Origin of the sequence: Micromonospora okii (assembly GCF_020884795.1) — a bacterium.
GTDB lineage: Bacteria > Actinomycetota > Actinomycetes > Mycobacteriales > Micromonosporaceae > Micromonospora > Micromonospora okii.
The window spans coordinates 122,625-145,443 of the sequence record NZ_BBZF01000020.1 but is presented as its reverse complement, the minus strand read 5'-3'; the positions used below and the strand labels follow the sequence as shown (position 1 = coordinate 145,443).

General features: G+C 74.0%; 24 protein-coding genes. 19 read left to right on the top strand and 5 right to left on the bottom strand.

Going from position 1 to position 22,819, the window contains the following annotated elements; all coding sequences use genetic code 11:
- Positions 1–25: 25 nt before the first annotated feature.
- Positions 26–1,225 carry a sensor histidine kinase gene (locus LPU43_RS28710; RefSeq protein ID WP_305074602.1) on the bottom strand — a complete coding sequence of 400 codons (1,200 nt, stop codon included), beginning with the start codon at positions 1,223–1,225 and terminating at the stop codon, positions 26–28.
- Positions 1,226–1,301: 76 nt separating this feature from the next.
- A complete protein-coding gene (locus tag LPU43_RS19205) occupies positions 1,302–2,213 on the bottom strand; it encodes a RecB family exonuclease (RefSeq protein ID WP_229401849.1) in 912 nt (303 codons plus the stop codon).
- An 89-nt stretch (positions 2,214–2,302) separates the two neighbouring features.
- Between LPU43_RS19205 and LPU43_RS19200 the strand changes: the two genes are divergently transcribed.
- From LPU43_RS19200 to LPU43_RS19190, 3 genes are all read left to right on the top strand, one after another.
- Positions 2,303–3,451 (top strand): M50 family metallopeptidase, encoded by a 1,149-nt coding sequence (locus LPU43_RS19200; protein WP_229401848.1) that lies wholly within the window; start codon positions 2,303–2,305, stop codon positions 3,449–3,451.
- A complete protein-coding gene (locus tag LPU43_RS19195; RefSeq protein ID WP_305074599.1) occupies positions 3,448–4,437 on the top strand; it encodes a tRNA (adenine-N1)-methyltransferase in 990 nt (329 codons plus the stop codon). The genes LPU43_RS19200 and LPU43_RS19195 overlap by 4 nt, the downstream gene beginning before the upstream one ends.
- A gap of 165 nt (positions 4,438–4,602) precedes the next feature.
- Positions 4,603–5,175, top strand: coding sequence for a hypothetical protein (locus tag LPU43_RS19190; RefSeq protein ID WP_229401847.1), 573 nt, complete (start codon positions 4,603–4,605; stop codon positions 5,173–5,175).
- Between the two features lie 58 nt (positions 5,176–5,233).
- Here the strand turns inward: LPU43_RS19190 and LPU43_RS19185 are convergent, their stop codons facing one another.
- Entirely contained in the window at positions 5,234–5,527 is a 294-nt protein-coding gene (locus tag LPU43_RS19185) for a ferredoxin (RefSeq protein ID WP_229401846.1), read from the bottom strand.
- Between the two features lie 177 nt (positions 5,528–5,704).
- Here LPU43_RS19185 and arc point away from each other — a divergent pair, with 177 nt between their 5' ends.
- From arc to LPU43_RS19145, 8 genes are all read left to right on the top strand, one after another.
- On the top strand, positions 5,705–7,486 hold the full coding sequence (gene arc, locus LPU43_RS19180) for a proteasome ATPase (RefSeq protein WP_229401845.1): 1,782 nt from the start codon (positions 5,705–5,707) through the stop codon (positions 7,484–7,486).
- Between the two features lie 188 nt (positions 7,487–7,674).
- Entirely contained in the window at positions 7,675–9,192 is a 1,518-nt protein-coding gene (gene dop / locus LPU43_RS19175; protein WP_373321752.1) for a depupylase/deamidase Dop, read from the top strand.
- 169 nt (positions 9,193–9,361) lie between these two features.
- Positions 9,362–9,577: a ubiquitin-like protein Pup gene (locus tag LPU43_RS19170; RefSeq protein WP_229401844.1), complete on the top strand. Its 216-nt coding sequence runs from the start codon at positions 9,362–9,364 to the stop codon at positions 9,575–9,577.
- Between the two features lie 21 nt (positions 9,578–9,598).
- Positions 9,599–10,285: an endonuclease VII domain-containing protein gene (locus LPU43_RS19165; protein ID WP_306416154.1), complete on the top strand. Its 687-nt coding sequence runs from the start codon at positions 9,599–9,601 to the stop codon at positions 10,283–10,285.
- Positions 10,204–11,043 carry a proteasome subunit beta gene (gene prcB, locus LPU43_RS19160; RefSeq protein ID WP_229401842.1) on the top strand — a complete coding sequence of 280 codons (840 nt, stop codon included), beginning with the start codon at positions 10,204–10,206 and terminating at the stop codon, positions 11,041–11,043. Before LPU43_RS19165 ends, prcB begins: the two co-directional genes overlap by 82 nt.
- A 66-nt stretch (positions 11,044–11,109) precedes the next feature.
- A complete protein-coding gene (gene prcA, locus LPU43_RS19155; protein WP_229401841.1) occupies positions 11,110–11,946 on the top strand; it encodes a proteasome subunit alpha in 837 nt (278 codons plus the stop codon).
- A 155-nt stretch (positions 11,947–12,101) separates the two neighbouring features.
- Positions 12,102–13,460: a Pup--protein ligase gene (pafA, locus tag LPU43_RS19150; RefSeq protein WP_229401840.1), complete on the top strand. Its 1,359-nt coding sequence runs from the start codon at positions 12,102–12,104 to the stop codon at positions 13,458–13,460.
- A 69-nt stretch (positions 13,461–13,529) separates the two neighbouring features.
- Positions 13,530–13,718: a hypothetical protein gene (locus tag LPU43_RS19145; RefSeq protein WP_229401839.1), complete on the top strand. Its 189-nt coding sequence runs from the start codon at positions 13,530–13,532 to the stop codon at positions 13,716–13,718.
- A gap of 57 nt (positions 13,719–13,775) precedes the next feature.
- Here the strand turns inward: LPU43_RS19145 and LPU43_RS19140 are convergent, their stop codons facing one another.
- Positions 13,776–14,861 (bottom strand): DUF3866 family protein, encoded by a 1,086-nt coding sequence (locus LPU43_RS19140; protein ID WP_229401838.1) that lies wholly within the window; start codon positions 14,859–14,861, stop codon positions 13,776–13,778.
- 58 nt (positions 14,862–14,919) lie between these two features.
- Positions 14,920–15,897: a cation diffusion facilitator family transporter gene (locus LPU43_RS19135; RefSeq protein WP_229401837.1), complete on the bottom strand. Its 978-nt coding sequence runs from the start codon at positions 15,895–15,897 to the stop codon at positions 14,920–14,922.
- A gap of 150 nt (positions 15,898–16,047) precedes the next feature.
- Between LPU43_RS19135 and LPU43_RS19130 the strand changes: the two genes are divergently transcribed.
- From LPU43_RS19130 to LPU43_RS28970, 8 genes are all read left to right on the top strand, one after another.
- Positions 16,048–17,046 carry a helix-turn-helix transcriptional regulator gene (locus LPU43_RS19130; RefSeq protein ID WP_229401836.1) on the top strand — a complete coding sequence of 333 codons (999 nt, stop codon included), beginning with the start codon at positions 16,048–16,050 and terminating at the stop codon, positions 17,044–17,046.
- On the top strand, positions 17,043–18,083 hold the full coding sequence (locus LPU43_RS19125) for a helix-turn-helix transcriptional regulator (protein ID WP_229401835.1): 1,041 nt from the start codon (positions 17,043–17,045) through the stop codon (positions 18,081–18,083). Before LPU43_RS19130 ends, LPU43_RS19125 begins: the two co-directional genes overlap by 4 nt.
- Before the next feature lie 10 nt (positions 18,084–18,093).
- The gene (locus LPU43_RS19120; protein ID WP_229401834.1) at positions 18,094–18,342 is read left to right on the top strand and encodes a hypothetical protein; all 249 of its coding nucleotides are present in this window, start codon (positions 18,094–18,096) and stop codon (positions 18,340–18,342) included.
- A gap of 180 nt (positions 18,343–18,522) precedes the next feature.
- Positions 18,523–18,852 (top strand): Sec-independent protein translocase subunit TatA, encoded by a 330-nt coding sequence (gene tatA / locus LPU43_RS19115; protein WP_229401833.1) that lies wholly within the window; start codon positions 18,523–18,525, stop codon positions 18,850–18,852.
- A 15-nt stretch (positions 18,853–18,867) separates the two neighbouring features.
- Positions 18,868–19,821: a twin-arginine translocase subunit TatC gene (gene tatC, locus LPU43_RS19110; RefSeq protein WP_229401832.1), complete on the top strand. Its 954-nt coding sequence runs from the start codon at positions 18,868–18,870 to the stop codon at positions 19,819–19,821.
- A gap of 98 nt (positions 19,822–19,919) precedes the next feature.
- The gene (locus LPU43_RS19105; protein WP_229401831.1) at positions 19,920–20,858 is read left to right on the top strand and encodes a diacylglycerol kinase family protein; all 939 of its coding nucleotides are present in this window, start codon (positions 19,920–19,922) and stop codon (positions 20,856–20,858) included.
- Positions 20,859–20,909: 51 nt separating this feature from the next.
- Entirely contained in the window at positions 20,910–22,106 is a 1,197-nt protein-coding gene (locus tag LPU43_RS19100) for a DUF6461 domain-containing protein (RefSeq protein WP_229401830.1), read from the top strand.
- Between the two features lie 192 nt (positions 22,107–22,298).
- The gene (locus LPU43_RS28970; protein ID WP_373321760.1) at positions 22,299–22,613 is read left to right on the top strand and encodes a pentapeptide repeat-containing protein; all 315 of its coding nucleotides are present in this window, start codon (positions 22,299–22,301) and stop codon (positions 22,611–22,613) included.
- Positions 22,614–22,819 lie beyond the last annotated feature (206 nt).

Sequence of the window (22,819 nt, the reverse complement as noted above, 5' to 3'; positions counted from 1 at the left end):
ACGTCGGCCGTCCCTCGCGGGCCGTTCACACCGGCACCGCCCCGAGCCGCTCCACCGGAATCCTCGCGTACACCCGGTAGCCCCCGCCCGGCCGGGCCCCGGCCCGCAGGGTCCCACCGTAGAGGCCCACCCGCTCGCGCATACCCACCAGCCCGTGCCCGACCCGGTCGGAGTCCGGCCCCGGCCCCCGGCCGGTGTCGGTCACCTCGACGGCCAGGAACGCCGCGCCGTACGTCACCCGCACCACGGCCGTGGCCGCCCCGGCGTGCTTGAGCGCGTTGGTCAGCGCCTCCTGCACGATCCGGTAGACCGTCAGGGCCACCCCCTCCTCCAGCGGCCCCGGCGCGCCCTCGATCCGCAGCGTCACCGGCAGCCCCGCCTCGCGCACCTGCTCCACCAGGGTCTCGATGCCGGCCAGGCCCGGCTGCGGGGCCAGCTCGGCGGCCGGCTCGGCGTCGGTGCGCAGCACGTCGAGCAGCCGGCGCAGCTCCCGCAGCGTGGCGCGGCTGGTGTCCTCGATCGTGGCGACGGCCTCGTCCGCGGCGTCCGGGTCCCGGCGCAGCACCCGCCGGGCGCCGGTGGCGAGGACCCCCATCACGCTCACCTGGTGGGCCACCACGTCGTGCAGCTCACGGGCGATGCGCCGCCGCTCGTCGGCGACCGCCCGCTCCGCCAGGCCCCGCTGGTTCTGCTCGGCCGAGCGGGCCCGCTCCCGCAGCGCCTCGGTCGTGGCGCGCCGGGCGTGCACCGCCCGCCCCACCGCGTACGCGACCACGGCGGTCAGCAGGTTGTTGAACACCAGGTACGCCCGGCTGACCTCCACCAGGGCCGCTTCGACGGGCGGAACGACGACGTTGACCGCCGCCACCGGCACCCACAGCGCCAGGGCGGCCACCGCCGCCGACCGGGCCGGGCGGTGCGCCGCCACCGTGTACGTCAGCACCACGAACGCGAGGCTCTGGGTGGCCGGGGCCTGCCCCAGCAGCACCGGCACCGCCAGGGTCGCCACGGCGGCGGCCATCGCCGGCCACGGCCCGACCCGCCGCAGCGCCACCGGGGCGGCACACAGCACGCTCCAGCCGATCGCCGCCGGCAGCGGCCCGGGCCGGAACTCCGCCGGCGTGAGCAGGGCGAAGACCGCCTCCACCAGCACCAGGGCGGCGGCGAAGAGCGCGTCAGCGGCGAGCGGGTGGCGGCGCAGCAGCGCCCTCGGCCCTCCGGTCATACCGGAACGCTAGCCGCCCCCCGGCCCGATCTGTCGTCGCCGGCGGTGAACCCGGCCTCCTCCCCAGGGAGGAGGCTCACTCGTCCGCCCCGGGCGGGGCGGGCCGGGAACGGGCGTCGACCAGCGGGTCCGCCGACGCCGCCGCGGCCGGGAACGGCGGCGGCGTGCCGCCGAAGGTCGGGCACAGCGCCCGGTGGTTGCACCAGTCGCACAGCCGGCTCGGGCGGGGCCGGAAGTCCTGCCGGGCGGTGGCCGCCTCGATCGCCTGCCACAGCGCCACCACCGTGCGCTCGAAGCGCTCCAGCTCCTCCGCGTCGGGGGTGTAGTCGCAGACCTCCGCGTCCTTGAGGTAGAGCAGCCGCAGCACCCGGGGCACCACCCCACGGGTGCGCCACAGCACCAGCGCGTAGAACTTGAGCTGGAACAGCGCCCGCGCCTCGAACGCCTCCCGGGGCGCCCCGCCGGTCTTGTAGTCGACCACCCGCAGCGCCCCGTCGGGGGCCACGTCCAGGCGGTCCAGGTAGCCCCGGATCAGCAGCTCGTCGTCGACCACCGCCGAGATCAGCGCCTCCCGCTCGGCCGGCTCCAGCCGGCGCGGGTCCTCCACCGCGAAGTAGCCCTCCAACAGCCCCGCCGCCGAGCGCAGGAACTCGGCCGTCCCGTCGGGATCACCCGCGTCGAACAGGGCGGCCAGCTCCGGCTGCTCGGTGACCAGCCGGTCCCACTGCGGGGCCACCAGGTCGCCGGCCGCCTCCGGGGTGCGCCCGGCCGCCGGCAGGTCGAACAGCCGCTCCAGCACCGCGTGCACCAGGGTGCCCCGGGCCTGCTCCACGCTGGGCCGCTCCGGCAGCCGGTCGATGCTGCGGAACCGGTAGAGCAGCGGGCAGGTCTTGAAGTCCGCCGCCCGCGACGGCGACAGCGACGCCCGGACCGTGGCCGGCGTCCCCGCCGTCGCCTCCTGCTGGTGGATCACCCGTTGCGCCGTCATGTCCGGAAGGGTAGGACACCGGTCCGACACGACCGGCCCCGCCGCTCCGCCGGGCGTTCGCCGGCCCCCCGGTCCGTAGCATCGGGGCGATGGAGCAGAAGCAGACCCCCCGACCGTCGCGCCGCCCCGGCCTCACCGTCGGCCGGGTGTTCGGGGTGCCGCTGCACCTCAACGGGTCGATGCTGCTGCTGACCCTGCTGGTCACCGTCCTGTACGCCGAGTTCGCCCGCCGCCAGCTCGACCTGTCCCAGTTCGCTGGCTACCTGATCGGCCTCGGGTTCGTCGTGTCGCTGCTCGGCTCGGTGCTGCTGCACGAGCTGGGCCACGCCCTCACCGCCCGCCGCCACGGCATCGGCGTGCGGGGGATCACCCTGGAGCTGCTCGGCGGGTACACCGAGATGGAACGCGACGCCCCCACCCCCCGGGTCGACCTGCTGGTGTCACTGGCCGGCCCCGCCGTCTCCGCGGTCCTCGGCGTCGCCGCCGTCGCCGCGACCCTGGCCCTGCCCGACGGCACCCTGGCCAACCAGCTCGCCTTCCAGCTCGCGGTCAGCAACGTGATCGTCGCGGTGTTCAACATCCTGCCCGGGCTGCCGCTGGACGGCGGCCGGGCGCTGCGGGCCGCCGTGTGGGCGCTCACCCGGGACCGGCACACCGGCACCGAGGTCGCCGGCTGGGTCGGCCGGGCCGTGGCGCTCGGCACCGCCGCGCTCGCCGTCGTGCTGACCCTCAACCGGCTGCTCGCGCCGCTGGCCCTGCCGCTGACGCTGCTGGTCGCACTCACCCTGTGGCGCGGCGCCGGCCAGTCGGTGCGGCTGGCCCGCATCAGCCGCCGGTTCCCGCTGATCGACCTCGCCCGGCTGGCCCGGCCGGTCTACCCCGTCCCCACCGGCACCCCCCTGGCGGAGGCGCAGCGCCGCCGCGCCGAGGGCGCCCGACCCGACGCCGCGCTCGCCGTCACCGACGCCTCCGGCCGGCCCGTCGCCCTCGTCGACCCCGCCGCCGCCGACGCCGTGCCGCCGGCCCGCCGGCCCTGGATCGCCGTCGACGCGGTGTCCCGCTCCCTGGCCGGCCTGCCCGCCCTGCCGGCGGGCCTCGACGGGCAGGGCGTGATGGAGGCCGTGCGGACCCACCCGGGCGCACAGTACGTCGTGACGGCAGGCGAAGATGTCGTCGGCGTTCTGCACATCGCGGACCTGGCGCAGCTCCTCGAACCCAAACGGAAGATGAACACGTGACCGCACAACCCCCCGTCCACCCCGCCGACCCCGGCACACCGGGGCCGCCCCCGGTCCACCGGGGGCCGTTCCGCCCCGGCGACCGGGTGCAGCTCACCGACCCGAAGGGGCGGATGCACACGGTCACCCTGGAGCACGGCAAGGAGTTCCACACCCACCGCGGAATCCTCGCCCACGACGCGCTGATCGGCCTGCCCGACGGCAGCGTCGTCACCACCTCCGGCGGTGGCACCGCGTTCCTCGCGCTGCGCCCCCTGCTGTCGGACTACGTGCTGTCCATGCCGCGCGGCGCCCAGGTCATCTACCCGAAGGACTCGGCGCAGATCGTCGCCATGGGCGACATCTTCCCCGGCGCGAAGGTGCTGGAGGCCGGCGCCGGCTCCGGCGCGCTGAGCTGCTCCCTGCTGCGGGCCGTCGGCACCACCGGCGAGCTGCACTCCTACGAGGTGCGCGACGACTTCGCCCAGATCGCCCGGCGCAACGTCGAGGCGTTCTTCAACGGCCCCCACCCCGCGTGGCGGCTGCACGTCGGCGACGTCGCCGCCTGCCCGGAGACCGGCTTCGACCGGATCATCCTGGACATGCTCACCCCCTGGGAGACCCTCGACATGGTCGAGCGGGCCCTCATCCCCGGCGGGGTGTTCATCGGGTACGTGGCCACCACCCCGCAGCTCTCCGAGCTGGTCGAGGCCCTGCGCGAGCGGGGCGGCTGGACCGAGCCCCGCGCCTGGGAGTCGCTGGTGCGCGACTGGCACGCCGAGGGCCTCGCCGTGCGCCCCGACCACCGCATGATCGCCCACACCGCGTTCCTGGTCTCCGCCCGCCGGCTCGCCCCCGGCGTCACCGCCCCGCCGCGCCGCCGCAAGCCCAGCAAGGGCGCCGAGGCGTACGCCGAGCGGCGCGCGGCCCTGCGCGCGGCCGAGGCCGCCCGCGAGGCCGCCGCCGGGGCGCCGACCGAGGCCGTGGAGGAGCGGGACACCCCGTGACCCGACCGGCGCGACGGTGGTGGGATGTGAGCGGGCACGCGGCCGGCGGGCGGGGTACGACCCGCCGGCCCGCGCCGAGGCGACGGGAGGCGGCGGCATGACCGAGCGGACCACCCGACCCGGAGCGGACCGGGCCGGCGGACCGGACGAGCGGGGGGAGGGCGCATGACCCAGCCGGGCTTCGGCGGCCAGGACGTGCCGGCGGTCTTCCCCGACTGGTCGCCCTACCGGGACCTGGAGCCGGCGGCGCGGGCCTACCTGCGCGACCCCGACGTCGCCCTGGAGGCCCTCGGCGGGGTGCTCGGCGGCGCGTCCGTGCTCGGCTTCACCCTGGAACGCTTCGTCAACGAGGTCAACGGGGTGTGGCAGGAGGTGGTGGTCTGCGACGGCAGCCGCCTCGTGCTCTGGCACGGCGAGGACGTCCCGCCGGGGGAGGGGCCGCCCGGCTCGATGACCTCCTCGCTGCGGGTCGTGCCGGTCTCCACCGTCACCGAGGTCGGCTGCCGGCGGCGGCTCACCCGCGACGACGACGGCGCGATCCGGGTCGACAGCATCGACGTCTACCTGCTGCTGACCTCCCTGGACGAGGCGCCGCCCGGCGACGAGATCGTCGGCATGCCCCGGCACGACGCGCTGCGCTTCGGCAAGACCCTCGACGACGGCGGGGCGGGGCAGATCGCCCGGCTGGAGGAGTTCGCCCGACTGGTCGCCTCGGCGGTCGGCCGCCCGCTGCTGTGACCGCCGGGCGCGGGCCGCGCCGACCGGGCCGCCCCGGTCGGGGGCGACCCGGGGGCGGTCAGTCCTCCTCGGCGTCCGGGCCGGCGACCTCGACGCCGTCGCCGCGCACCACGTGGATGCACTCGCCCGGGCACTCCTTCGCCGAGTCGATCACCTCGAGGCGCAGGTGCCCGGGCACGCCGACCCGGCTGCCCGGGGCCGACCGGAGTTCGCCGTCGGCGCCCTTGACGTACGCGAGGCCGTCGACGTCGAACTCGAAGACCTCCGGCGCGTACTGCACGCACAGGCCGTCGCCCGTGCACAGGTCCTGATCCACCCAGACCTGCAACTCGTCGGTCGCGACGTCGGTCACCGGTGCACCCCCCATGTTCTCCCGTCCCACCCCACGACGGTACCCGAACGCCCGGACCTGCCCCGTCGGCCACCCTGGCGATCAAGCTTCAGTGACGAGGGCGTTGCGTGGGACCGAATCGGCCTCATAGCGGCTAGTGTTAGGGCAGAACGTTCAAGCCCCCCGGGGAGGTGGGACGTGGCACGCAGCGACGACGCGGACTCGCGCGCCGCACGGTGGGAGAAGGAGGCCCACGATCTCTCCACGCAGGTCGCGTTCCTTCAAGAGGAACTCGCTCTGGTGCGGCGCAAGTTGACCGAAAGCCCCCGACACGTCCGGCAGCTCGAAGAGCGGCTGGCGGCCACCCAGGCACAGTTGGCGCGGCTGACCGAGAACAACGACCGGCTTGTGAGCACTCTCAAGGAGGCCCGAGCGCAGATCGTGACGCTCAAGGAGGAGATCGACCGCCTCGCGCAACCACCGAGTGGCTACGGGGTCTTCCTTGCGGCGCACGAGGACGGCACGGTGGACGTCTTCACCGGGGGGCGCAAGCTCCGGGTGGCCGTCTCTCCCTCGCTGGACGTCGCGGAGCTGCGACGCGGCCAGGAGGTCCTGCTCAACGACGCGCTCAACATCGTCGACGCGTTCGGCTTCGAACGGGTCGGCGAGGTGGTGATGCTCAAGGAGATCCTGGCGGGCACCGACGGCGCGCCGGGCGACCGCGCACTGGTGGTCTCGCACTCCGACGAGGAGCGCATCGTGCACCTCGCCGAGACCCTGATCGGTTCCCCGATCCGGGCCGGCGACTCGCTCATGATCGAGCCCCGCTCGGCGTACGCGTACGAGCGGGTGCCGAAGAGCGAGGTCGAGGAGCTGGTCCTGGAGGAGGTGCCCGACGTCGACTACAGCGACATCGGCGGCCTCCAGTCCCAGATCGAGCAGATTCGCGACGCCGTGGAGCTGCCCTTCCTGCACGCGGACCTGTTCCGTGAGCACCAGCTCCGCCCGCCCAAGGGCATCCTGCTCTACGGTCCGCCCGGCTGCGGCAAGACGCTCATCGCCAAGGCGGTCGCGAACTCCCTGGCCAAGAAGATCGCCGAGCGCGAGGGCAAGGAGCGGCACACCAGCTTCTTCCTCAACATCAAAGGCCCCGAGCTGCTCAACAAGTACGTCGGCGAGACCGAGCGGCACATCCGGCTGATCTTCCAGCGGGCCCGGGAGAAGGCCGGCGAGGGCACCCCCGTCATCGTGTTCTTCGACGAGATGGACTCCATCTTCCGCACCCGCGGCTCCGGCGTCTCCTCCGACGTGGAGAACACGATCGTCCCCCAGCTCCTCAGCGAGATCGACGGCGTCGAGGGCCTGGAGAACGTCATCGTCATCGGCGCCTCCAACCGGGAGGACATGATCGACCCGGCCATCCTGCGCCCCGGCCGGCTCGACGTGAAAATCAAGATCGAGCGGCCGGACGCCGAGGCGGCCAAGGACATCTTCTCCAAGTACATCCTCCCCGGCCTGCCCCTGCACCCGGACGACCTGGCCGAGCACGGCAGCGACACCCAGGCCACCGTCGCGGCCATGATCGACGCGGTCGTGCTCCGGATGTACTCCGAGACCGAGGAGAACCGCTTCCTCGAAGTCACCTACGCCAACGGCGACAAGGAAGTCCTCTACTTCAAGGACTTCAACTCCGGCGCGATGATCCAGAACATCGTCGACCGGGGCAAGAAGATGGCGATCAAGGAGTTCCTCACCTCCGGCCGTAAGGGGCTGCGACTGCAGCACCTCCTCGACGCCTGCGTCGACGAGTTCCGCGAGAACGAGGACCTGCCCAACACCACCAACCCGGACGACTGGGCCCGTATCTCCGGCAAGAAGGGCGAACGGATCGTCTACATCCGCACGCTCGTCTCCGGCGGCAAGGGCACGGAGGCCGGCAGGTCGATCGAGACCGCCAGCAACACCGGCCAGTACCTGTAGGTAGGACCGCACCGGCACGCCCGGGGCCCGCGACCACCACGTCGCGGGCCCCGTCGCGTCCCGACCCGACGCGACCGTCCGACACCGACACCCCACACCGGCCCGCCCGCCGCGCCTCCTCACCGCGCGGCGCGGACTACGCTCGACGTGACGGGGGGACCGGGTCGGCGAGCGGAGCGGGTAGGTCGATGAGCGTAAGACGGATCATGGGCACCGAAGTGGAGTACGGCATCTCCGTGCCCGGCCAGGCGGGCGCCAACCCGATGGTCACCTCGTCCCAGGTGGTCAACGCCTACGGGGCACGCCCCGAACTCAACCGCGGCGGCCGGGCCCGCTGGGACTACGAGGAGGAGTCGCCCCTGCGCGACGCCCGCGGCTTCACCTACTCCGGCGCCGTGTACGACCCCGCCGAGGCCCTCGCCGACGAGGACCTGGGCCTCGCCAACGTCATACTCACCAACGGCGCCCGGCTCTACGTCGACCACGCCCACCCGGAGTACTCCACCCCCGAGGTCACCAACCCCCTCGACGTGGTGCGGTGGGACAAGGCCGGCGAACGCGTGATGGCCGAGGCCGCCCGGCGCGCGGCCAGCATCCCGGGCACCCAGCCCATCCACCTGTACAAGAACAACACCGACAACAAGGGCGCCAGCTACGGCGCCCACGAGAACTACCTCATGCGCCGGCAGACGCCGTTCGCCGACATCGTCGCGTACCTGACGCCGTTCTTCGTCACCCGGCAGATCGTCTGCGGCGCCGGTCGCGTCGGCATCGGGCAGGACGGCGGCACCGCCGGCTTCCAGATCTCCCAGCGCGCGGACTTCTTCGAGGTCGAGGTCGGCCTCGAGACCACCCTCAAGCGGCCCATCATCAACACCCGCGACGAGCCGCACTCCGACGCCGACAAGTACCGCCGGCTGCACGTCATCATCGGCGACGCGAACCTGTCGGAGATCTCGACGTACCTGAAGGTCGGCACCACCGCGCTGATCCTCACCATGATCGAGGAGAAGGCGCTCGGGCCGGACCTGGGCATCGCCGACCCGGTGAGCGAGCTGCGCGCGGTCAGCCACGACCCGTCGCTCACGCACCGGATGCGGCTGCGCGACGGCCGGCGGCTGACCGCCCTGGACCTCCAGTGGGCGTACCTGGAGCGCGCCCGGTCCTTCGTGGACGACCGGTACGGCGCCGACGCCGACGCGCAGACCCGCGACGTGCTGGACCGCTGGGAGAGCGTGCTGGACCGCCTCGGCCGCGACGCGTTCCTCTGCGCCGACGAGCTGGACTGGGTGGCGAAGCTGCGGCTGCTGGAGGGGTACCGGGAGCGGGAGAAACTGGGCTGGGGCTCGCACAAGCTCCAGCTCGTCGACCTGCAGTACTCCGACGTCCGCCCGGAGAAGGGCCTCTACCACCGGCTGGTGCAGCGCGGCTCGATGAAGACGCTGCTGACCGCCGAGCAGACCGCTGCGGCGATGACCGAGCCGCCGGAGGACACCCGGGCCTACTTCCGGGGCCGCTGCCTGGCCCAGTACGCCTCCGAGGTGGTCGCCGCGAGCTGGGACTCGGTGATCTTCGACGTGGGCCGGGAGTCGCTGGTGCGGGTGCCGATGATGGAGCCGGAGCGGGGCACCCGCAAGCACGTCGGCGCCCTGTTCGACCGCTGCGTCAGCGCCAAGGACCTGCTGGAGACGCTCACCGGCGGCTGACCCCGACGCTGCCCGGCGGCCGGCCCGCCGCGAACCGGAAGCCCGCCGTACGTCGGAAGCCGGCGCGCGGCGGGCTTTTCGTCGCCTCCGCGAGGTAAGTTCATCGGAGACGATCGTGGCGGCGGCAGTGACACGGTCGTGGAGCCAGCGATGCGTGGAGGAGGCAGCAATGGCCACTCGTGACAGCGGCGGGCAGTCGCAGTCGGGCAGGTCGCGGCAGGGCGAGGAGATCGAGGACGTCACCACGGAGGCGAACCCGGAGGTCGCCGAGCGGCACGCCGAGATCACCGAGGACGTCGACGACCTGCTCGACGAGATCGACTCCGTCCTGGAGGAGAACGCCGAGGAGTTCGTGAGAGGATACGTACAAAAAGGAGGTCAGTGATCATTTCGGGGCAAATCGGACATGGCACGCTCTTTGGATGATCGCGATGGCCTGCGCCGCTGTCGCGACTGTGGGGATTGGAAGCCGCTCGACGACTTCTGCGCGAGCAGCAAGCGCCCCAGTGGTCGAGGCAGCTACTGCAAGCCCTGCTTCAACCAGCGCTCCAAGGCCAGCTACGCCAAACGGATGAGGGAGAGCCACGGTCGGGAGGTTAGGCAGGCGCGGCAGCTCCCTGACGGGCACCGTTTCTGTCCCGACTGCGGCACCGTCAAGCCTGTGGCGGACTTCCCTCGGAACAGGTCCGACAGCACTGGCTACGCGAGCTACTGCAAACCCTGCCACAACACCCGGACCCGCGACACCAAGCAGCGGCTCTACGGCGGCAACCGGGAGTACCACCTACGCAGGCGGTACGGGGTCGGGCAGAAGGAGTTCGACGAGCTCCTCGCCGAGCAGGGCGGGGTCTGCGCGATCTGTGGCGGCGCGGACCCGCAACATCTGGACCACGACCACCGCACCGGATGGGTGCGCGGGATACTCTGCTTCAACTGCAACGGTGGTCTTGGCCAGTTCCGTGACAGTCCCACGAGGCTGGCCAGGGCGATCACGTACCTGAGAGGAACCACGTGGCAGCGGGTTTTGATCCATCCGGGCGTCTACCAGATGTGTTCACCAACGCGGGGACGTCGTCCTTCACCACGTTCCTGAGCAAGGTCGCTCCCGAGATGCTGCCCGGCCGTCGGCCGCTGCCGCCGGGTATGGCCGCCGACATGGCGCCGCACGCGACCACCATCGTGGCGATCTCGGCCGCCGGTGGCGTGGTGATGGCGGGCGACCGCCGGGCGACGATGGGCAACCTGATCGCCCAGCGGGACATCGAGAAGGTGCACCCGGCCGACGCGTACTCGCTGGTCGGCATCGCGGGCACGGCGGGCATCGGCATCGAGCTGATGCGGCTGTTCCAGGTGGAGCTGGAGCACTACGAGAAGATCGAGGGCGCGATGCTCTCGCTCGACGGCAAGGCCAACCGGCTGGCGTCGATGATCCGGGGCAACCTGGGCGCAGCCATGCAGGGCCTCGCGGTCATCCCGCTGTTCGCCGGCTTCGACCTGGCCGCGAAGGACCCGGCGCGGGCCGGGCGGATCTTCAGCTTCGACGTCACCGGCGGCCCCTACGAGGAGACCGGCTACGACGCCATCGGGTCGGGCTCGCTCTTCGCCCGCTCGGCGTTGAAGAAGCGGTTCCGGGCGGGCCTGTCGGTCGACGACGCGGTGCGGCTCGCGGTCGAGGCGCTCTACGACGCTGCCGACGACGACACGGCCACCGGCGGCCCGGACCTGACGCGTCGGATCTACCCGGTGGTGATGACCGCGACGGCGGAGGGCACCCACCGGCTCACCGATGCCGAGACGGCGGCCATCGCCGAGGCCGTGGTCGCCGGCCGGATGGAGAACCCGGGCGGCTGAGCCCGTCTCCCGCCCGCCCCTGTCAGCAGTCGTCGCCCACCCAGCGCCAAAAGGAGAACCGCCGCCGTGGCCATGCAGTTCTACGCCTCGCCCGAGCAGATCATGCGCGACCGCTCCGAGCTGGCCCGCAAGGGCATCGCCCGGGGCCGCAGCGCGGTCGTCCTGAGCTACTCCGGCGGGGTGCTCTTCGTCGCGGAGAACCTCTCCAGCACCCTGCACAAGGTCAGCGAGATCTACGACCGGATCGGCTTCGCGGCCGTCGGCCGGTACAACGAGTTCGAGAACATGCGCCGCGCCGGGGTGCGGATGGCCGACCTCAACGGCCTGAGCTACGACCGGCGGGACGTGACGGGCCTGGCGCTGGCCAACGCGTACGCGCAGACCCTCGGCGCGATCTTCACCGAGCAGTCGAAGCCGTTCGAGGTGGAGATCTGCGTGGCGGAGGTGGGCGCGACGCCGGAGGAGGACGCGCTGTACCGGCTGACGTACGACGGCTCGGTCAACGACGAGCCGGGCCGGATGGCGATGGGCGGGCAGGCGGAGGCGATCGCCGGGTCGCTCAAGTCGCAGCACCGGCCGGACATGTCGCTCGGCGAGGCGGTCCGGCTGGCCCTGGCGGCGCTGAGCAGCGTCGGCGGGGAGGGCGGCGCGGCCCGGACGATCGCGGCGAACCAGCTCGAGGTGGCGGTCCTGGACCGGCACCGGGTGGGGCGGACGTTCCGGCGGATCACGGGGGCGGCGCTGACCGCGCTGCTCGACGGCGACGCCGCCGGCGGCGCGGAGCCGGTCGGGGAGCGCGCGGAGACGCCGACCACGCCGACCGAGGAGGCGGGGAAGCCGACCACGTCCGCCGGCTCGGCGGACCTGGAGGGGCGGCGGGACGCCGACACGCCCGAGGCGTAGCCGGCGCGCCCCGCGTCGACCTCAGCGTTTGCGACCGGCCGTCCCTCGTGGGGCGGCCGGTCGCGTGTGTCGGCCCGCCGGCCGCCCCGCGCGGCGGGGTGCCGGAGAGCGGTCAGCCCTGCCCATTCGGGGCTCCAGAGGGCTAATGTCACATCATGGAGCGGCGAATCTTCGGCCTCGAGACCGAGTACGGCGTCACCTGTACCTACCGTGGGCAGCGGCGGTTGTCCCCTGACGAGGTTGCGCGTTACCTGTTCCGCCGGGTGGTGTCGTGGGGCCGGTCGAGCAACGTGTTCCTGCGCAACGGTGCCCGGCTCTATCTGGACGTGGGTTCCCACCCGGAGTACGCGACGCCGGAGTGCGACTCGGTGGTGGACCTGGTGGCCCACGACCGGGCGGGGGAGCGCATCCTGGAGGGGCTGCTCGTCGATGCGGAGAAGCGGCTGCACGACGAGGGCATCGCCGGGGAGATCTACCTGTTCAAGAACAACACCGACTCGGCGGGCAACTCGTACGGCTGCCACGAGAACTACCTGGTCTCGCGGCACGGTGAGTTCGGCCGGCTGGCGGACGTGCTGATCCCGTTCCTGGTGACCCGGCAGTTGATCTGTGGGGCGGGCAAGGTGCTGCAGACGCCCCGGGGGGCGGTGTACTGCCTGTCCCAGCGCGCGGAGCACATCTGGGAGGGGGTGTCGTCGGCGACCACCCGGAGCCGGCCGATCATCAACACCCGGGACGAGCCGCACGCGGACGCGGAGCGGTACCGGCGGCTGCACGTGATCGTGGGCGACTCGAACATGAACGAGGTCACCACGCTGCTGAAGGTGGGCTCGGCGGACATCGTGCTGCGCATGATTGAGGCGGGCGTGGTGATGCGGGACCTGTCGCTGGAGAACCCGATCCGGGCGATCCGGGAGGTGTCGCACGACATCACGGGCCGCCGCAAGGTGCGGCTGGCCTCCGGCAAGGAGGTCAGCGCGCTGGAGATCCAGCAGGAATACCTCGCGAAGGCGACGGAGTTCGTGGAGCGGCGCGGCGGGGACCAGACGGCGAAGCGGGTGGTGGAGCTGTGGGGCCGGGTGCTGCGCGCGGTGGAGACCGGTGACTTGGAGCCGGTGTCCCGGGAGATCGACTGGGTGTCGAAGCTGCGGTTGATCGAGCGGTACCAGCGCAAGCACGACCTGCCGCTGTCGCACCCGAGGGTGGCGCAGATGGACCTGGCGTACCACGACCTGCGGCGCGGCCGGGGCCTGTACGGGCTGCTGGAGCGGCGCGGGCAGGTCGACCGGGTGACGACGGATCCGGAGATCTTCGAGGCGAAGGAGACGCCGCCGCAGACGACGCGGGCGCGGCTGCGGGGTGAGTTCATCCGGCACGCGCAGGAGAAGCGGCGGGACTTCACGGTGGACTGGGTGCACCTGAAGCTGAACGACCAGGCGCAGCGCACCGTGCTGTGCAAGGACCCGTTCCGGGCGTACGACGAGCGGGTGGAGCGGTTGATCGCGAGCATGTGAGCGGCGCTGGTTCCCGCCCGTGGCGCTGGTGGCGGCGGGCGGGGGCCGGCCCGGTAGGCTGGCCGGGCCATGACGACGCATGAACCCGGGCGTGATCCGCGCGCCCCGAAGCCGAGCTGGATCGAGCGCCGCCGGGAGAAGATCCGGGCGGAGGTGGAGCGGAACCGCCGGGGCGACTACACGGTGCCGACCTGGGTGCTGGCGGTCGCGCTGGTGGTGATCGTGGGCGCCTGGCTTGCGTTGATCTTCCTGGCCTGACGGGTCCATCCTCCTCGCGACCGTGCTGGCCAGCCGGTCAGCGGGCCGGGCCGCCGGTCAGCGGGCCAGTGCGGCGGCGTGTCGGCCGGCGGCGGCGGCGGCGAGGAAGTAGGCGTGGTCGGCGTCGAGGCCCCGGCCCATGGTGGACAGCGGCACGACGCTGGCCCGCAGCGCGGCGTCGAGCCCGTCGGCGGGGACCCGGACGATCCGGTGGCGCTCGGCCAGCGGCGCGAGGGCGGCGTCGACGTCGCGGGCCAGGTCCGGGTCGAGGCCGTCGGGCACGACCAGGTCGGCGGGGGCGAGCGCGACCCGTCCGTACGCGGTGAGACTGTGGTGGGACACGCCCCGGTGCCGGGGGCGGGGGTCGGCGTCGGAGATGCGCAGCGAGCCGACGGGGCGCCCGCCGAGGGCGGCGACGGCGTTGACGGCCTCGCCGACGGCGACCCCGGAGTAGCCCCACCGGGTGCCGGTGCCGAGATTGCCGGGGCCCTGGGCGAGGATCACGACGTCGGCGGCGAGGACGTGCCGGGCGGCGAGCAGGCCGCTGTGCACGGTGGTGGCCTCCAGGTCGCCGCCGAACGCCTGCCCGACGCTGATCGTGCCGGCGAGCCGCCCGCGCAGCCCGTCGAGGGTGCGGGAGAACCAGGCGGGCAGGGCCCCACCGTCGGTGAGCAGGTACACCACCCGGGCGTCGGGGGCGTCGGCGTGGACGCCGGCGAGGATCGCGGGCAGCGCGGAGTGCAGGTCGGCGGTGACCACGGGCAGGCCGGCGACGTCCTCGGCGGCGGCGAGCACGTCCCGGTGCGGGCTGGCCTCCTCGTCGACGCCGAGCAGGATGGGTTGCAGCGGCGTGTAGCGGGCCTTGACGAGGTGCCCGGCGTCGCGGCTGTCGCCCGCGTCGGGCGGGTCGGCCGGCAGCCGGTCGGGCAGGGCGACGACCAGGGCGTATCCGCCGGTGCCGAGGCCCATGAGCAGCGCGCCGGCGTTGAGCAGCACCCGGTCGCCGGGCTGGGGCCGGCCGACGAGGTCGGGGTAGGCCAGGGCCCGCATGGTGCCGCCGTCGGCGAGCGTCACGTCCAGTTCGACCGCGCCGGTCCACTCCCGCCGCAGCGCCGTCACGGTTCCCGCCCGCCATCGCACCATGCCCGGCACGCTAGCGCCCCGGCTGTCGCCGTGCTGCCCCGGCCCACCCGGGGAGGCGTCAGGCGGGGGGTTCGTCCTGGGTGTGCCGGGTGCGGCGGTCGTGGGTGCCGGGCCGGGAGGGGGTGGGGTCGAGGAAGACGTACCCGATCTCGGGGTAGCGGGCGGTGAGGCGGTGCTCGGCCTCGTCGGCGGCGGCCTCGATGTCGGCGCCGCTGGCGTCGTCGCGGAAGTCGACCTTGGCGGCGACCAGCATGTCGTCGGGGCCGAGCTGCATGGTGAGCAGGGTGTCGATGCGCTCGACGGCGGGCAGGCCGGCCAGTTCCCGCTCGATGTCGTGGCGTAGCCGTTCGGGGACGGCCCGGCCGACGAGCAGCGAGATGTTGGCCTTGGCGAGGACGACGGCCACGACGAGCAGCAGCAGGCCGATGGCGATGGAGGCGAGGCCGTCGTAGAGCTCGTCGCCGGTCCAGTGCGACAGGGTCAGGCCGGCGGCGGCGATGAGCAGGCCGACGAGGGCGGCGCTGTCCTCCAGGAAGACGGCCTTGACGGCGGTGTCGGCGGTCAGCCGCAAAAACCGGCGGGGGGTGGTGTTCCACCGGCGGGACTCGCGGCGGATCTGTCGCACGGCCCGGGCCAGGGAGACCGACTCGATGGCGAACGACACGGCGAGCACGATGTAGGCGACGAGGTAGTTGCCGGTGTGCTCGTGTACGAGGATGGTGGTGACGCCGTGGGTGATGGCGAAGCCCGCGCCGGCGACGAAGGTGAACAGCGCCGCGAGGAACGCCCAGACGTAGCTCTCCTTGCCGTACCCGAAGGGGTGCCGGACGTCGGCGGGGCGCGCGCCGCGGCGCAGCGCGAGGTAGAGCAGCACCTCGGTGGTCGTGTCGGCGACGGAGTGCGCGGCCTCGGAGAGCATCGCCGCGGAGCCGGAGAGCAGACCGGCGACCAGCTTCGCCACGGCGATGGCGAGGTTGGCGGCGCCGGCCACGACGACCGTGCCGACGCTCTCGGTCTTGACCTGCGCTTCCGCCATGAGGTAAACCCTATGGCGGCGCCACCGCCGGCCGCCCGGCGAGCGGAACGTGATCCACATCGCGGTCCCCTTCCGGTACGGGCAGGCCGGTACGCGCGACGCGCCCGCGCGGGTGCACGGGCGCGTCGCGCGGGCTGCTAGCGTTCACCCGTGTCCCGGACCCGCACCGAACGCCTGGTCAACCTGGTGATCTGCCTGTTGTCGACGCGACGGTTCCTGACCGCCGCCCAGATCGCCGCGACTGTGCCCGGCTACGAGCACGACCCGGAGGACGCGAAGGACCACGAGGCGTTCCAGCGCAAGTTCGAGCGGGACAAGGCCGAGCTGCGTGAGCTGGGGGTGCCGCTGGAGACGGGGACGGCCAGCGTCTTCGACGCGGAGCCGGGTTACCGGATCGCCCACCGGGAGTACGCGCTGCCGGACATCCCCCTCGAGCCGGACGAGGCGGCGGCGGTCGGCATCGCCGCCCGGCTGTGGCAGCACGCCGGGCTGGCCGCCGCGGCGTCGTCGGGGCTGGCGAAGCTGCGCGCGGCCGGGGTGGACGTGGACCCGCAGGCCACCCTGGGCCTGGAGCCGATGGTGACGGTCGACCCGGCGTTCGCGCCGTTGACGGCCGCCGCGCGGGACCGCCGCGAGGTGAGCTTCGACTACCGGGTGCCCGACCGGGACGCCCCGACCCGCCGCCGCTTGCAGCCCTGGGGGGTGGTCTGCTGGCGCGGCCGGTGGTACGTGGTGGGTCACGACCTGGACCGGGCGGCGACGCGCTGCTTCCGGCTCTCCCGGGTGGTGGGCGCGGTCCGGGTGACCGGGGCGCCGCGCGGTTACGAGCCGCCGGCCGGGGTGGACCTGATCAGCCACGTGGCGAGCATGTCCGGGCCGGTGGAGCGGTCCGGCCGGGCCACGGTGCTGGTCGCGCCGGGTCGGGCGGCCGGGCTGCGCCGCTGGGCGGTGGGCGGCGGCGCCACCCCGGAGGGGGACCGGCTGGTCCTGCCGTACGCCGACGCGGAGTCCCTGGCCGGTCAGCTCGTCGGGTACGGCCCGGACGTGCGGGTGGTCGACCCGCCGGAGGTGCGGGAGGCGGTCATCCAGCGGCTCAAGGAGATCGCGGCCCGCCACGAGGAGCTGATGGTGACCGGAGGTGCCCGATGACCCGCCCGGCGACCCGTCCCGCCGGCGGGGCCCGGGGCGGGGCGAACCGCGCCTCGGCCGACCGGCTGGCCCGCCTGCTGAACCTGGTGCCCTACCTGCTGGCCCGGCCCGGCATCGAGATCGCCGAGGCGGCCGGTGACCTGGGGGTGACCGAGCGGCAGCTCCGGGAGGACCTGGAGCTGCTGTGGGTGTGCGGGCTGCCCGGGTACGGCCCGGGTGACCTCATCGACATGGCCTTCGACGGCGACCGGGTGACCATCACCTACGACGCGGGGATCGACCGGCCGCTGCGGCTGACGCCCGACGAGGCCCTCGCCCTGGTGGTGGCGCTGCGGATGCTCGCCGAGACGCCGGGGGTCACCAACCGGGAGGCCGTGGAGCGGGCCCTCGCGAAGATCGAGAACGCGGCCGGGGACCTGGTCGGCGCGCCCGTGGAGGTGCGCCTGCCCGCCGACAGCCGGGGGGTGGAGGAGCTGCGGGCCGCCGTGGAGCGGGGCCGGGCCCTGCGGATCACCTACTACACCCCGGCCCGGGACGAGACGACGGAGCGCACCGTCGACCCGCTGCGGATGCTGATGGTGGGCGGCCGGGCGTACGTGGAGGCGTGGTGCCGCCGCGCCGAGGCGGTCCGGCTGTTCCGGGCCGACCGGATCGACGCGGTCACGGAGCTGGACGAGCCGGCGACGGTGCCGCCGCAAGCCCGCCCGCACGACCTGACCGAGGGGGTGTTCCGCCCGTCGCCGGACCTGCCGCTGATCACCCTGCGGGTCGGCCGGGGCGAGCGGTGGATCACCGAGTACTACCCGTGCGAGCACGTCGAGCGGGGCGACGGCGACCAGTGGCTGGTGTCGCTGCGGGTGACCGACCTGGGCTGGGCGCGCCGGTTCGTGCTGGGCCTGGGCCCGGGGGTCGCCGTGGTGGCCCCGGCGGAGCTGGCCGAGCAGGTGCGCGCCCAAGCGGTCGCCGCGCTGGAGGCGTACGCCGTCCCCGCCGGGGCGCCGTCGGCCGCTCCGGCGGGGGCCGCGTCGCCCCGGTAGGCTGGCCGCCGTGGTGACGTGGATCGTGGTCGCGGTGGTGGTGTTCGCGCTGGTGGTGCTGGCCCTGGCCGTCCGGCCGGTGGTGGCGCGGCTGCCCCGGCTGCGGCGGGCGGCGCTGGCGTTGCAGCGCCGCCAGGCCGAGGCGGAGGCGCTCCAGGCGGGCGCGCTGGCGTTGCAGGAGCGGGCGGAGGCGTTGCAGGGGCAGGTGACCGTCGCCGAGCGGCGGCTCGCCCTGATCAAGGCCAAGCGCGGCCACTGACCGACCCGGGTGGGCGGGAAAGATCCGCCCGCCGACGGTTGACGGGACGCGCGGCGTTGGTCGAGACTTCACCGGCCGGCCGGCGACCTGCGGCGGCCCGGCGGGTGGCAACGGCCCTCGACGCACGTACGATGGCTGTGGTACACCCCCACGACGACTCACCAGCGACTGGAGCTTCCCATGGGTGCCCTCAAGCCGTGGCACATCGCCGTACTCGTGGTCGTGCTGATCCTGCTGTTCGGCGCGAAGCGGCTTCCGGACGCGGCCCGCTCGCTGGGCCGTTCGCTGCGGATCATCAAGGCCGAGACGAAGAGCCTGCAGGACGACGATCGCGACCTGGCGGAGAAGGCCGACGCCCAGGCCGCCTACCAGCCGGTTCCGCCGAACGCCCAGCAGCAGCCCTACGCCCCGCAGCCGCAGGCGCAGCCCTATCCGCAGCAGCCCTACGCCCCGCCGCAGGCCCCGCAGCAGCCGGTCATCGACCCGGTGCAGCGCGTCCGCGACAACTGACCGAGGGCCCCCACCGTGGCCTTCGCTCTGCGTAAGCGCGGCCCGAGCAACTTCGAACGGGCCGCCGACGGCTCGATGTCGCTCATCGAGCACGTCCGCGAGCTGCGCAACCGGCTGTTCCGGGCGTCGCTGGCGATCCTGGTCGGGTTCGGCTTCGGCATCTGGCTGGCGGAGCCGGTGCGGAAGCTGCTGTCGAAGCCGTACTGCGATCTGCCGGCGTCGATCGACCCGGTGACGGGCAAGTGCAACTTCGTGCAGCTCGGTGTCGCCGACGTCTTCCTGCTCAACCTGAAGATCGGCCTCTGGGTCGGGTTGATCATCGCCGGTCCGGTATGGCTGTACCAGCTCTGGGCGTTCATCGCCCCCGGCCTGCACCGGAACGAGCGCCGCTACGCATACGTCTTCACGGCGTTGGCGGCGCCGCTGTTCGCCGCCGGCGCGGTGCTGGCCTTCTTCGTCACCACGAAGGGGCTGCAGTTCCTGCTCAGCGTCTCCGGCGACGACATCGCCACCACGCTGGAGGTGACCCGGTACATCTCGTTCGTCACCAACCTGATCCTGCTGTTCGGGGTGGCGTTCGAGTTCCCGCTCGTGGTGCTGATGCTCAACTTCGTCGGGCTGGCCAGCGCGAAGCGGCTGCTGGGCTGGTGGCGGATCGCGGTCTTCGTGTTCTTTGCCTTCTCCGCCGTGGTCACTCCGACGCCGGATCCGTTCGGCATGACCGCCCTGGCGCTGTGCCTGTCCCTGCTGTACTTCGCCGCCGTCGGGGTGGCGTTCCTCAACGACCGGCGGCGCGGCCGGAACAAGCCGGCCTACGCCGGGCTCGACGACGACGAGGTGTCGCCGCTGGAACTCGACGACGACCCGGTGGCGCCCGGCCAGCGGATCGAGGCCGCCGCGCCGGTCGACGCGCCCGAGCCGATCACCGCCCCGGCGCCGATCGAGCGCCGCTACGACGACATGACCTGACCGGAACACGCACGGCACGGGCCGCCCTCGGTATGAGGGCGGCCCGCGTCGTCCGTGACCGATCCGCCGGTGCCGGCGGGGCCGCCGTCGGCGGTACGGTGCTCGCCGTGACCGCCGAGCATCCCCGCACCGGCCCGGGCCCCGACGCCCCCGTGGCCGTGCTCGCCAACCCGACGGCCGGCCGTGGGCGGCACCGCGACCTGTTGCCGCGCGTGCTCGACCGGTTGGCGCGGGCCGGCCGGCCCGTCCGGTTGCTGGAGGCGGGGACGGCCGCCGAGGCCGAGGGGGCGTGCCACGCGGCGGTCGCCGCCGGGGCCGCCGCCCTGGTGGCCGTGGGCGGCGACGGCACCGTGCACCTGGGGTTGCAGGCGGTGGCGACCACGGGCGTGCCGTTCGCGCCGGTGCCGGTGGGCACCGGCAACGACTTCGCCGCCGACACCGGCTACCCCGCCGACCCGCTCGCCGCCGCCGACGCCGTCGCGCAGGCGCTGCGCGACGGCCGGACCCGCCCGCTGGACCTGGCCCGGATGACCGGCCGCGACGGCGCGACCCGCTGGTACGGGGCGGTGCTCGCCGCCGGCTTCGACGCGATGGTCAACGAGCGGGCCAACCGGATGCGCCGCCCACGCGGTCCCCGCCGCTACGACCTGGCGATCCTGGTGGAGTTGGCCCGGCTGAGGCCGCGCCGCTACACGCTGCGCCTCGACGGGGTGCCGCTGGAGTGCGACGCGGTGCTCGTGGCGGTCGGCAACTGCGCCAGCTACGGCGGCGGGATGCGGGTCTGCCCGGACGCCGACCCGGCCGACGGCCTGCTGGACGTGGTGGTCGGCGGGCGGTTCGACCGCCGCACCCTCGTCCGGGTGAAGCCGCGCATCTACCGGGGCACCCACGTGCGGCACCCGCTGGTCAGCGTCCACCGGGCCCGCACCGTGGAGGTGGCCGCCGAGGGGATCACCACGTACGCCGACGGGGAGCGGGCCCTCGACCTGCCGGTGACCGTAACGGCCGTGCCGGGCGCGGTGCGCCTGCTGCGCTGACCCATTGTCCGGGGCGCGGTTCTGTCGTAGGGGGCCGCGAGGATGGCCGGCATGGCCGACGCCGTTGACCACTACCGCGCCCTGCTCGACCGCCGCGACATCCCGACCGGGGGATCCCTGTGCCTGACGGCCGTCGGGCTCACCGACGTCGACGAGGCCCTGACCCGCTACGGCGGTTTCCCGGCCGACCGCCGCGTCTCCCTGGCCGACGTCGGCAGGTGGGAGTTCCCGCCCGAGATGCCGGTCGTGGTCGCCGCGCGGCACGGCGAGCACGTGCTCCTGGGGGAGATCCAGGGCCTGCACGGGGCCCGGCCGGAGGTGCTGCGCCGGCTGTCGGCGGGCACCACCGCCGCGAGCGTCTACTGGCACGTCAACTCCGGCGGCCGGATCGTCTACGCCCGCGACGGCGGGACGCAGGTCGACGTCGATGCCGTCCTGGGAGGCGTCCCTCGCGGGGACGATCCGGGGGTGGCGGCGCTGTTCGACGGCCTCGACTTCGGCCGGGGCCCGAAGGCGGTCGCGCTGGCGTTCCTCGAACGGGTCAGCGGCGCGCGGCTGACCGCGCACTGGTTCACCGCCGCCCACCCGGCCTCGATCGTCGTCCAGCCCGAGCTGTTCGACGACGACCGAGGCAGCCTCGCGGGGCTGTTGCCCGGCGTCGACGACGCGGACTGGCGGCCCGACGTCGACCCCGCGCCGCCGGAGCCCAACCTGACCGCCCGGCGAAGTGGGGAGGTCCTGCGCTGGGTGGTCGACCCTACGCCACCGAAGCGCAGCCTGACCGCCCAGCAGCGGAGCGAGATCCTGCGCTGGGCAGCCGACCTCGTCGTGGCCCGGGTGCTCCCGGCGGACATCGCCGCGCTGCCGGACGCCGCCGGGCTCGGCGACGGCGAGCGCGACCGGCTGCGGGCCCGGCTCCTGGCCGCCGCGCGGGACAGCTACCACGCCGGGGTGCAGCGCCACTGGGACGCCGTCGTCGCGGACCTCGAGACCGACGAGTGGGGGCCGGCGGGCGGCGGCATCGAGGACCTGATCGCCGAGCGGGCCGCCGAGGAGGCCGCGGAACGCGCCTCGGGGGAGGCCGCGCGGCGGGCCTTCGCGTACGCCGCCGCCCGTGGCCGCCTGCACGCCGACCCCCGGCAGGCCCTGGCGGCGGCCCTGTCGCACGCGCGCAGCGCCGACCCGGAGGGCTGGCCGGCGCTGCGCGACGACATCCTCGACCTGCTGACGTCCGCGTCGAGCCGGTGACCGGACGCCGTACCGCCGGACCCCGTACCGCCGGGCGCCGCGCCGTCGCGGCGGGCACCGCCCCCGGGCGCGCCGGGCAGTGGCGTCACGGCCCCTGATGGAGCTGCCCCGCCTGCGCGCCCGCCCCGCTCGGTCAGACCGGCGCGCCGGCCGAGCCCACATCGCGCACGGCGGCTCCCGCACGGTGCCGCTCTGCACGGTGCCGCTCTGCACGGTGCCGCTCTGCACGGTGCCGCTCTGCACGGTGCCGCTCTGCACGGTGCCGCTCTGCACGGTGCCGCTCTGCACGGTGCCGCTCTGCACGGTGCCGCTCTGCACGGTGCCGCTCTGCACGGTGCCGCTCTGCACGGTGCCGCTCTGCACGGTGCCGCTCTGCACGGTGCCACTCCGAACGGTGCCACTTTGCACTGCGGCATCCGCCCGACAGCAGCGTGCACGGCGACACCCCACACGGGATACCGCCCCCGACGCGATCGTCTGCCCCGTTCCTGCGGGCAGCTCCATTAGGGGCCGGAGGTGCCCGGCTTCCGGGTGAACGGGCGACCGATGCCCGCTGCCCGCTGCCGGCCCCCCCGGGGCGACCCCCGTCGCGCGGAAGGTGGCGGGCCGGCAGCGGTCCACTTGCGGTTGGCTTTCGGACACCGTCGCCTTCACGGGCCGTCCCGCCCCCCGGCGGTGGCTACCCTGGTGCCGGTCCCGTCGAGGCGCGTCCG

What these genes read in the sequence shown, in the direction of transcription:
- LPU43_RS19100 (WP_229401830.1), top strand. Translation starts at nt 20,910, where the DNA reads ATGGCCGACGCCGTTGACCACTACCGCGCCCTGCTCGACCGCCGCGAC.
- LPU43_RS19145 (WP_229401839.1), top strand. Translation starts at nt 13,530, where the DNA reads ATGACGACGCATGAACCCGGGCGTGATCCGCGCGCCCCGAAGCCGAGC.
- dop (WP_373321752.1), top strand. Translation starts at nt 7,675, where the DNA reads ATGAGCGTAAGACGGATCATGGGCACCGAAGTGGAGTACGGCATCTCC.
- LPU43_RS19170 (WP_229401844.1), top strand. Translation starts at nt 9,362, where the DNA reads ATGGCCACTCGTGACAGCGGCGGGCAGTCGCAGTCGGGCAGGTCGCGG.
- LPU43_RS19165 (WP_306416154.1), top strand. Translation starts at nt 9,599, where the DNA reads ATGGCACGCTCTTTGGATGATCGCGATGGCCTGCGCCGCTGTCGCGAC.
- LPU43_RS19135 (WP_229401837.1), bottom strand. Translation starts at nt 15,897, where the DNA reads ATGGCGGAAGCGCAGGTCAAGACCGAGAGCGTCGGCACGGTCGTCGTG.
- pafA (WP_229401840.1), top strand. Translation starts at nt 12,102, where the DNA reads ATGGAGCGGCGAATCTTCGGCCTCGAGACCGAGTACGGCGTCACCTGT.
- LPU43_RS19190 (WP_229401847.1), top strand. Translation starts at nt 4,603, where the DNA reads ATGACCCAGCCGGGCTTCGGCGGCCAGGACGTGCCGGCGGTCTTCCCC.
- LPU43_RS19125 (WP_229401835.1), top strand. Translation starts at nt 17,043, where the DNA reads ATGACCCGCCCGGCGACCCGTCCCGCCGGCGGGGCCCGGGGCGGGGCG.
- LPU43_RS19200 (WP_229401848.1), top strand. Translation starts at nt 2,303, where the DNA reads ATGGAGCAGAAGCAGACCCCCCGACCGTCGCGCCGCCCCGGCCTCACC.
- LPU43_RS28710 (WP_305074602.1), bottom strand. Translation starts at nt 1,225, where the DNA reads ATGACCGGAGGGCCGAGGGCGCTGCTGCGCCGCCACCCGCTCGCCGCT.
- LPU43_RS19140 (WP_229401838.1), bottom strand. Translation starts at nt 14,861, where the DNA reads ATGGTGCGATGGCGGGCGGGAACCGTGACGGCGCTGCGGCGGGAGTGG.
- tatA (WP_229401833.1), top strand. Translation starts at nt 18,523, where the DNA reads ATGGGTGCCCTCAAGCCGTGGCACATCGCCGTACTCGTGGTCGTGCTG.
- LPU43_RS19205 (WP_229401849.1), bottom strand. Translation starts at nt 2,213, where the DNA reads ATGACGGCGCAACGGGTGATCCACCAGCAGGAGGCGACGGCGGGGACG.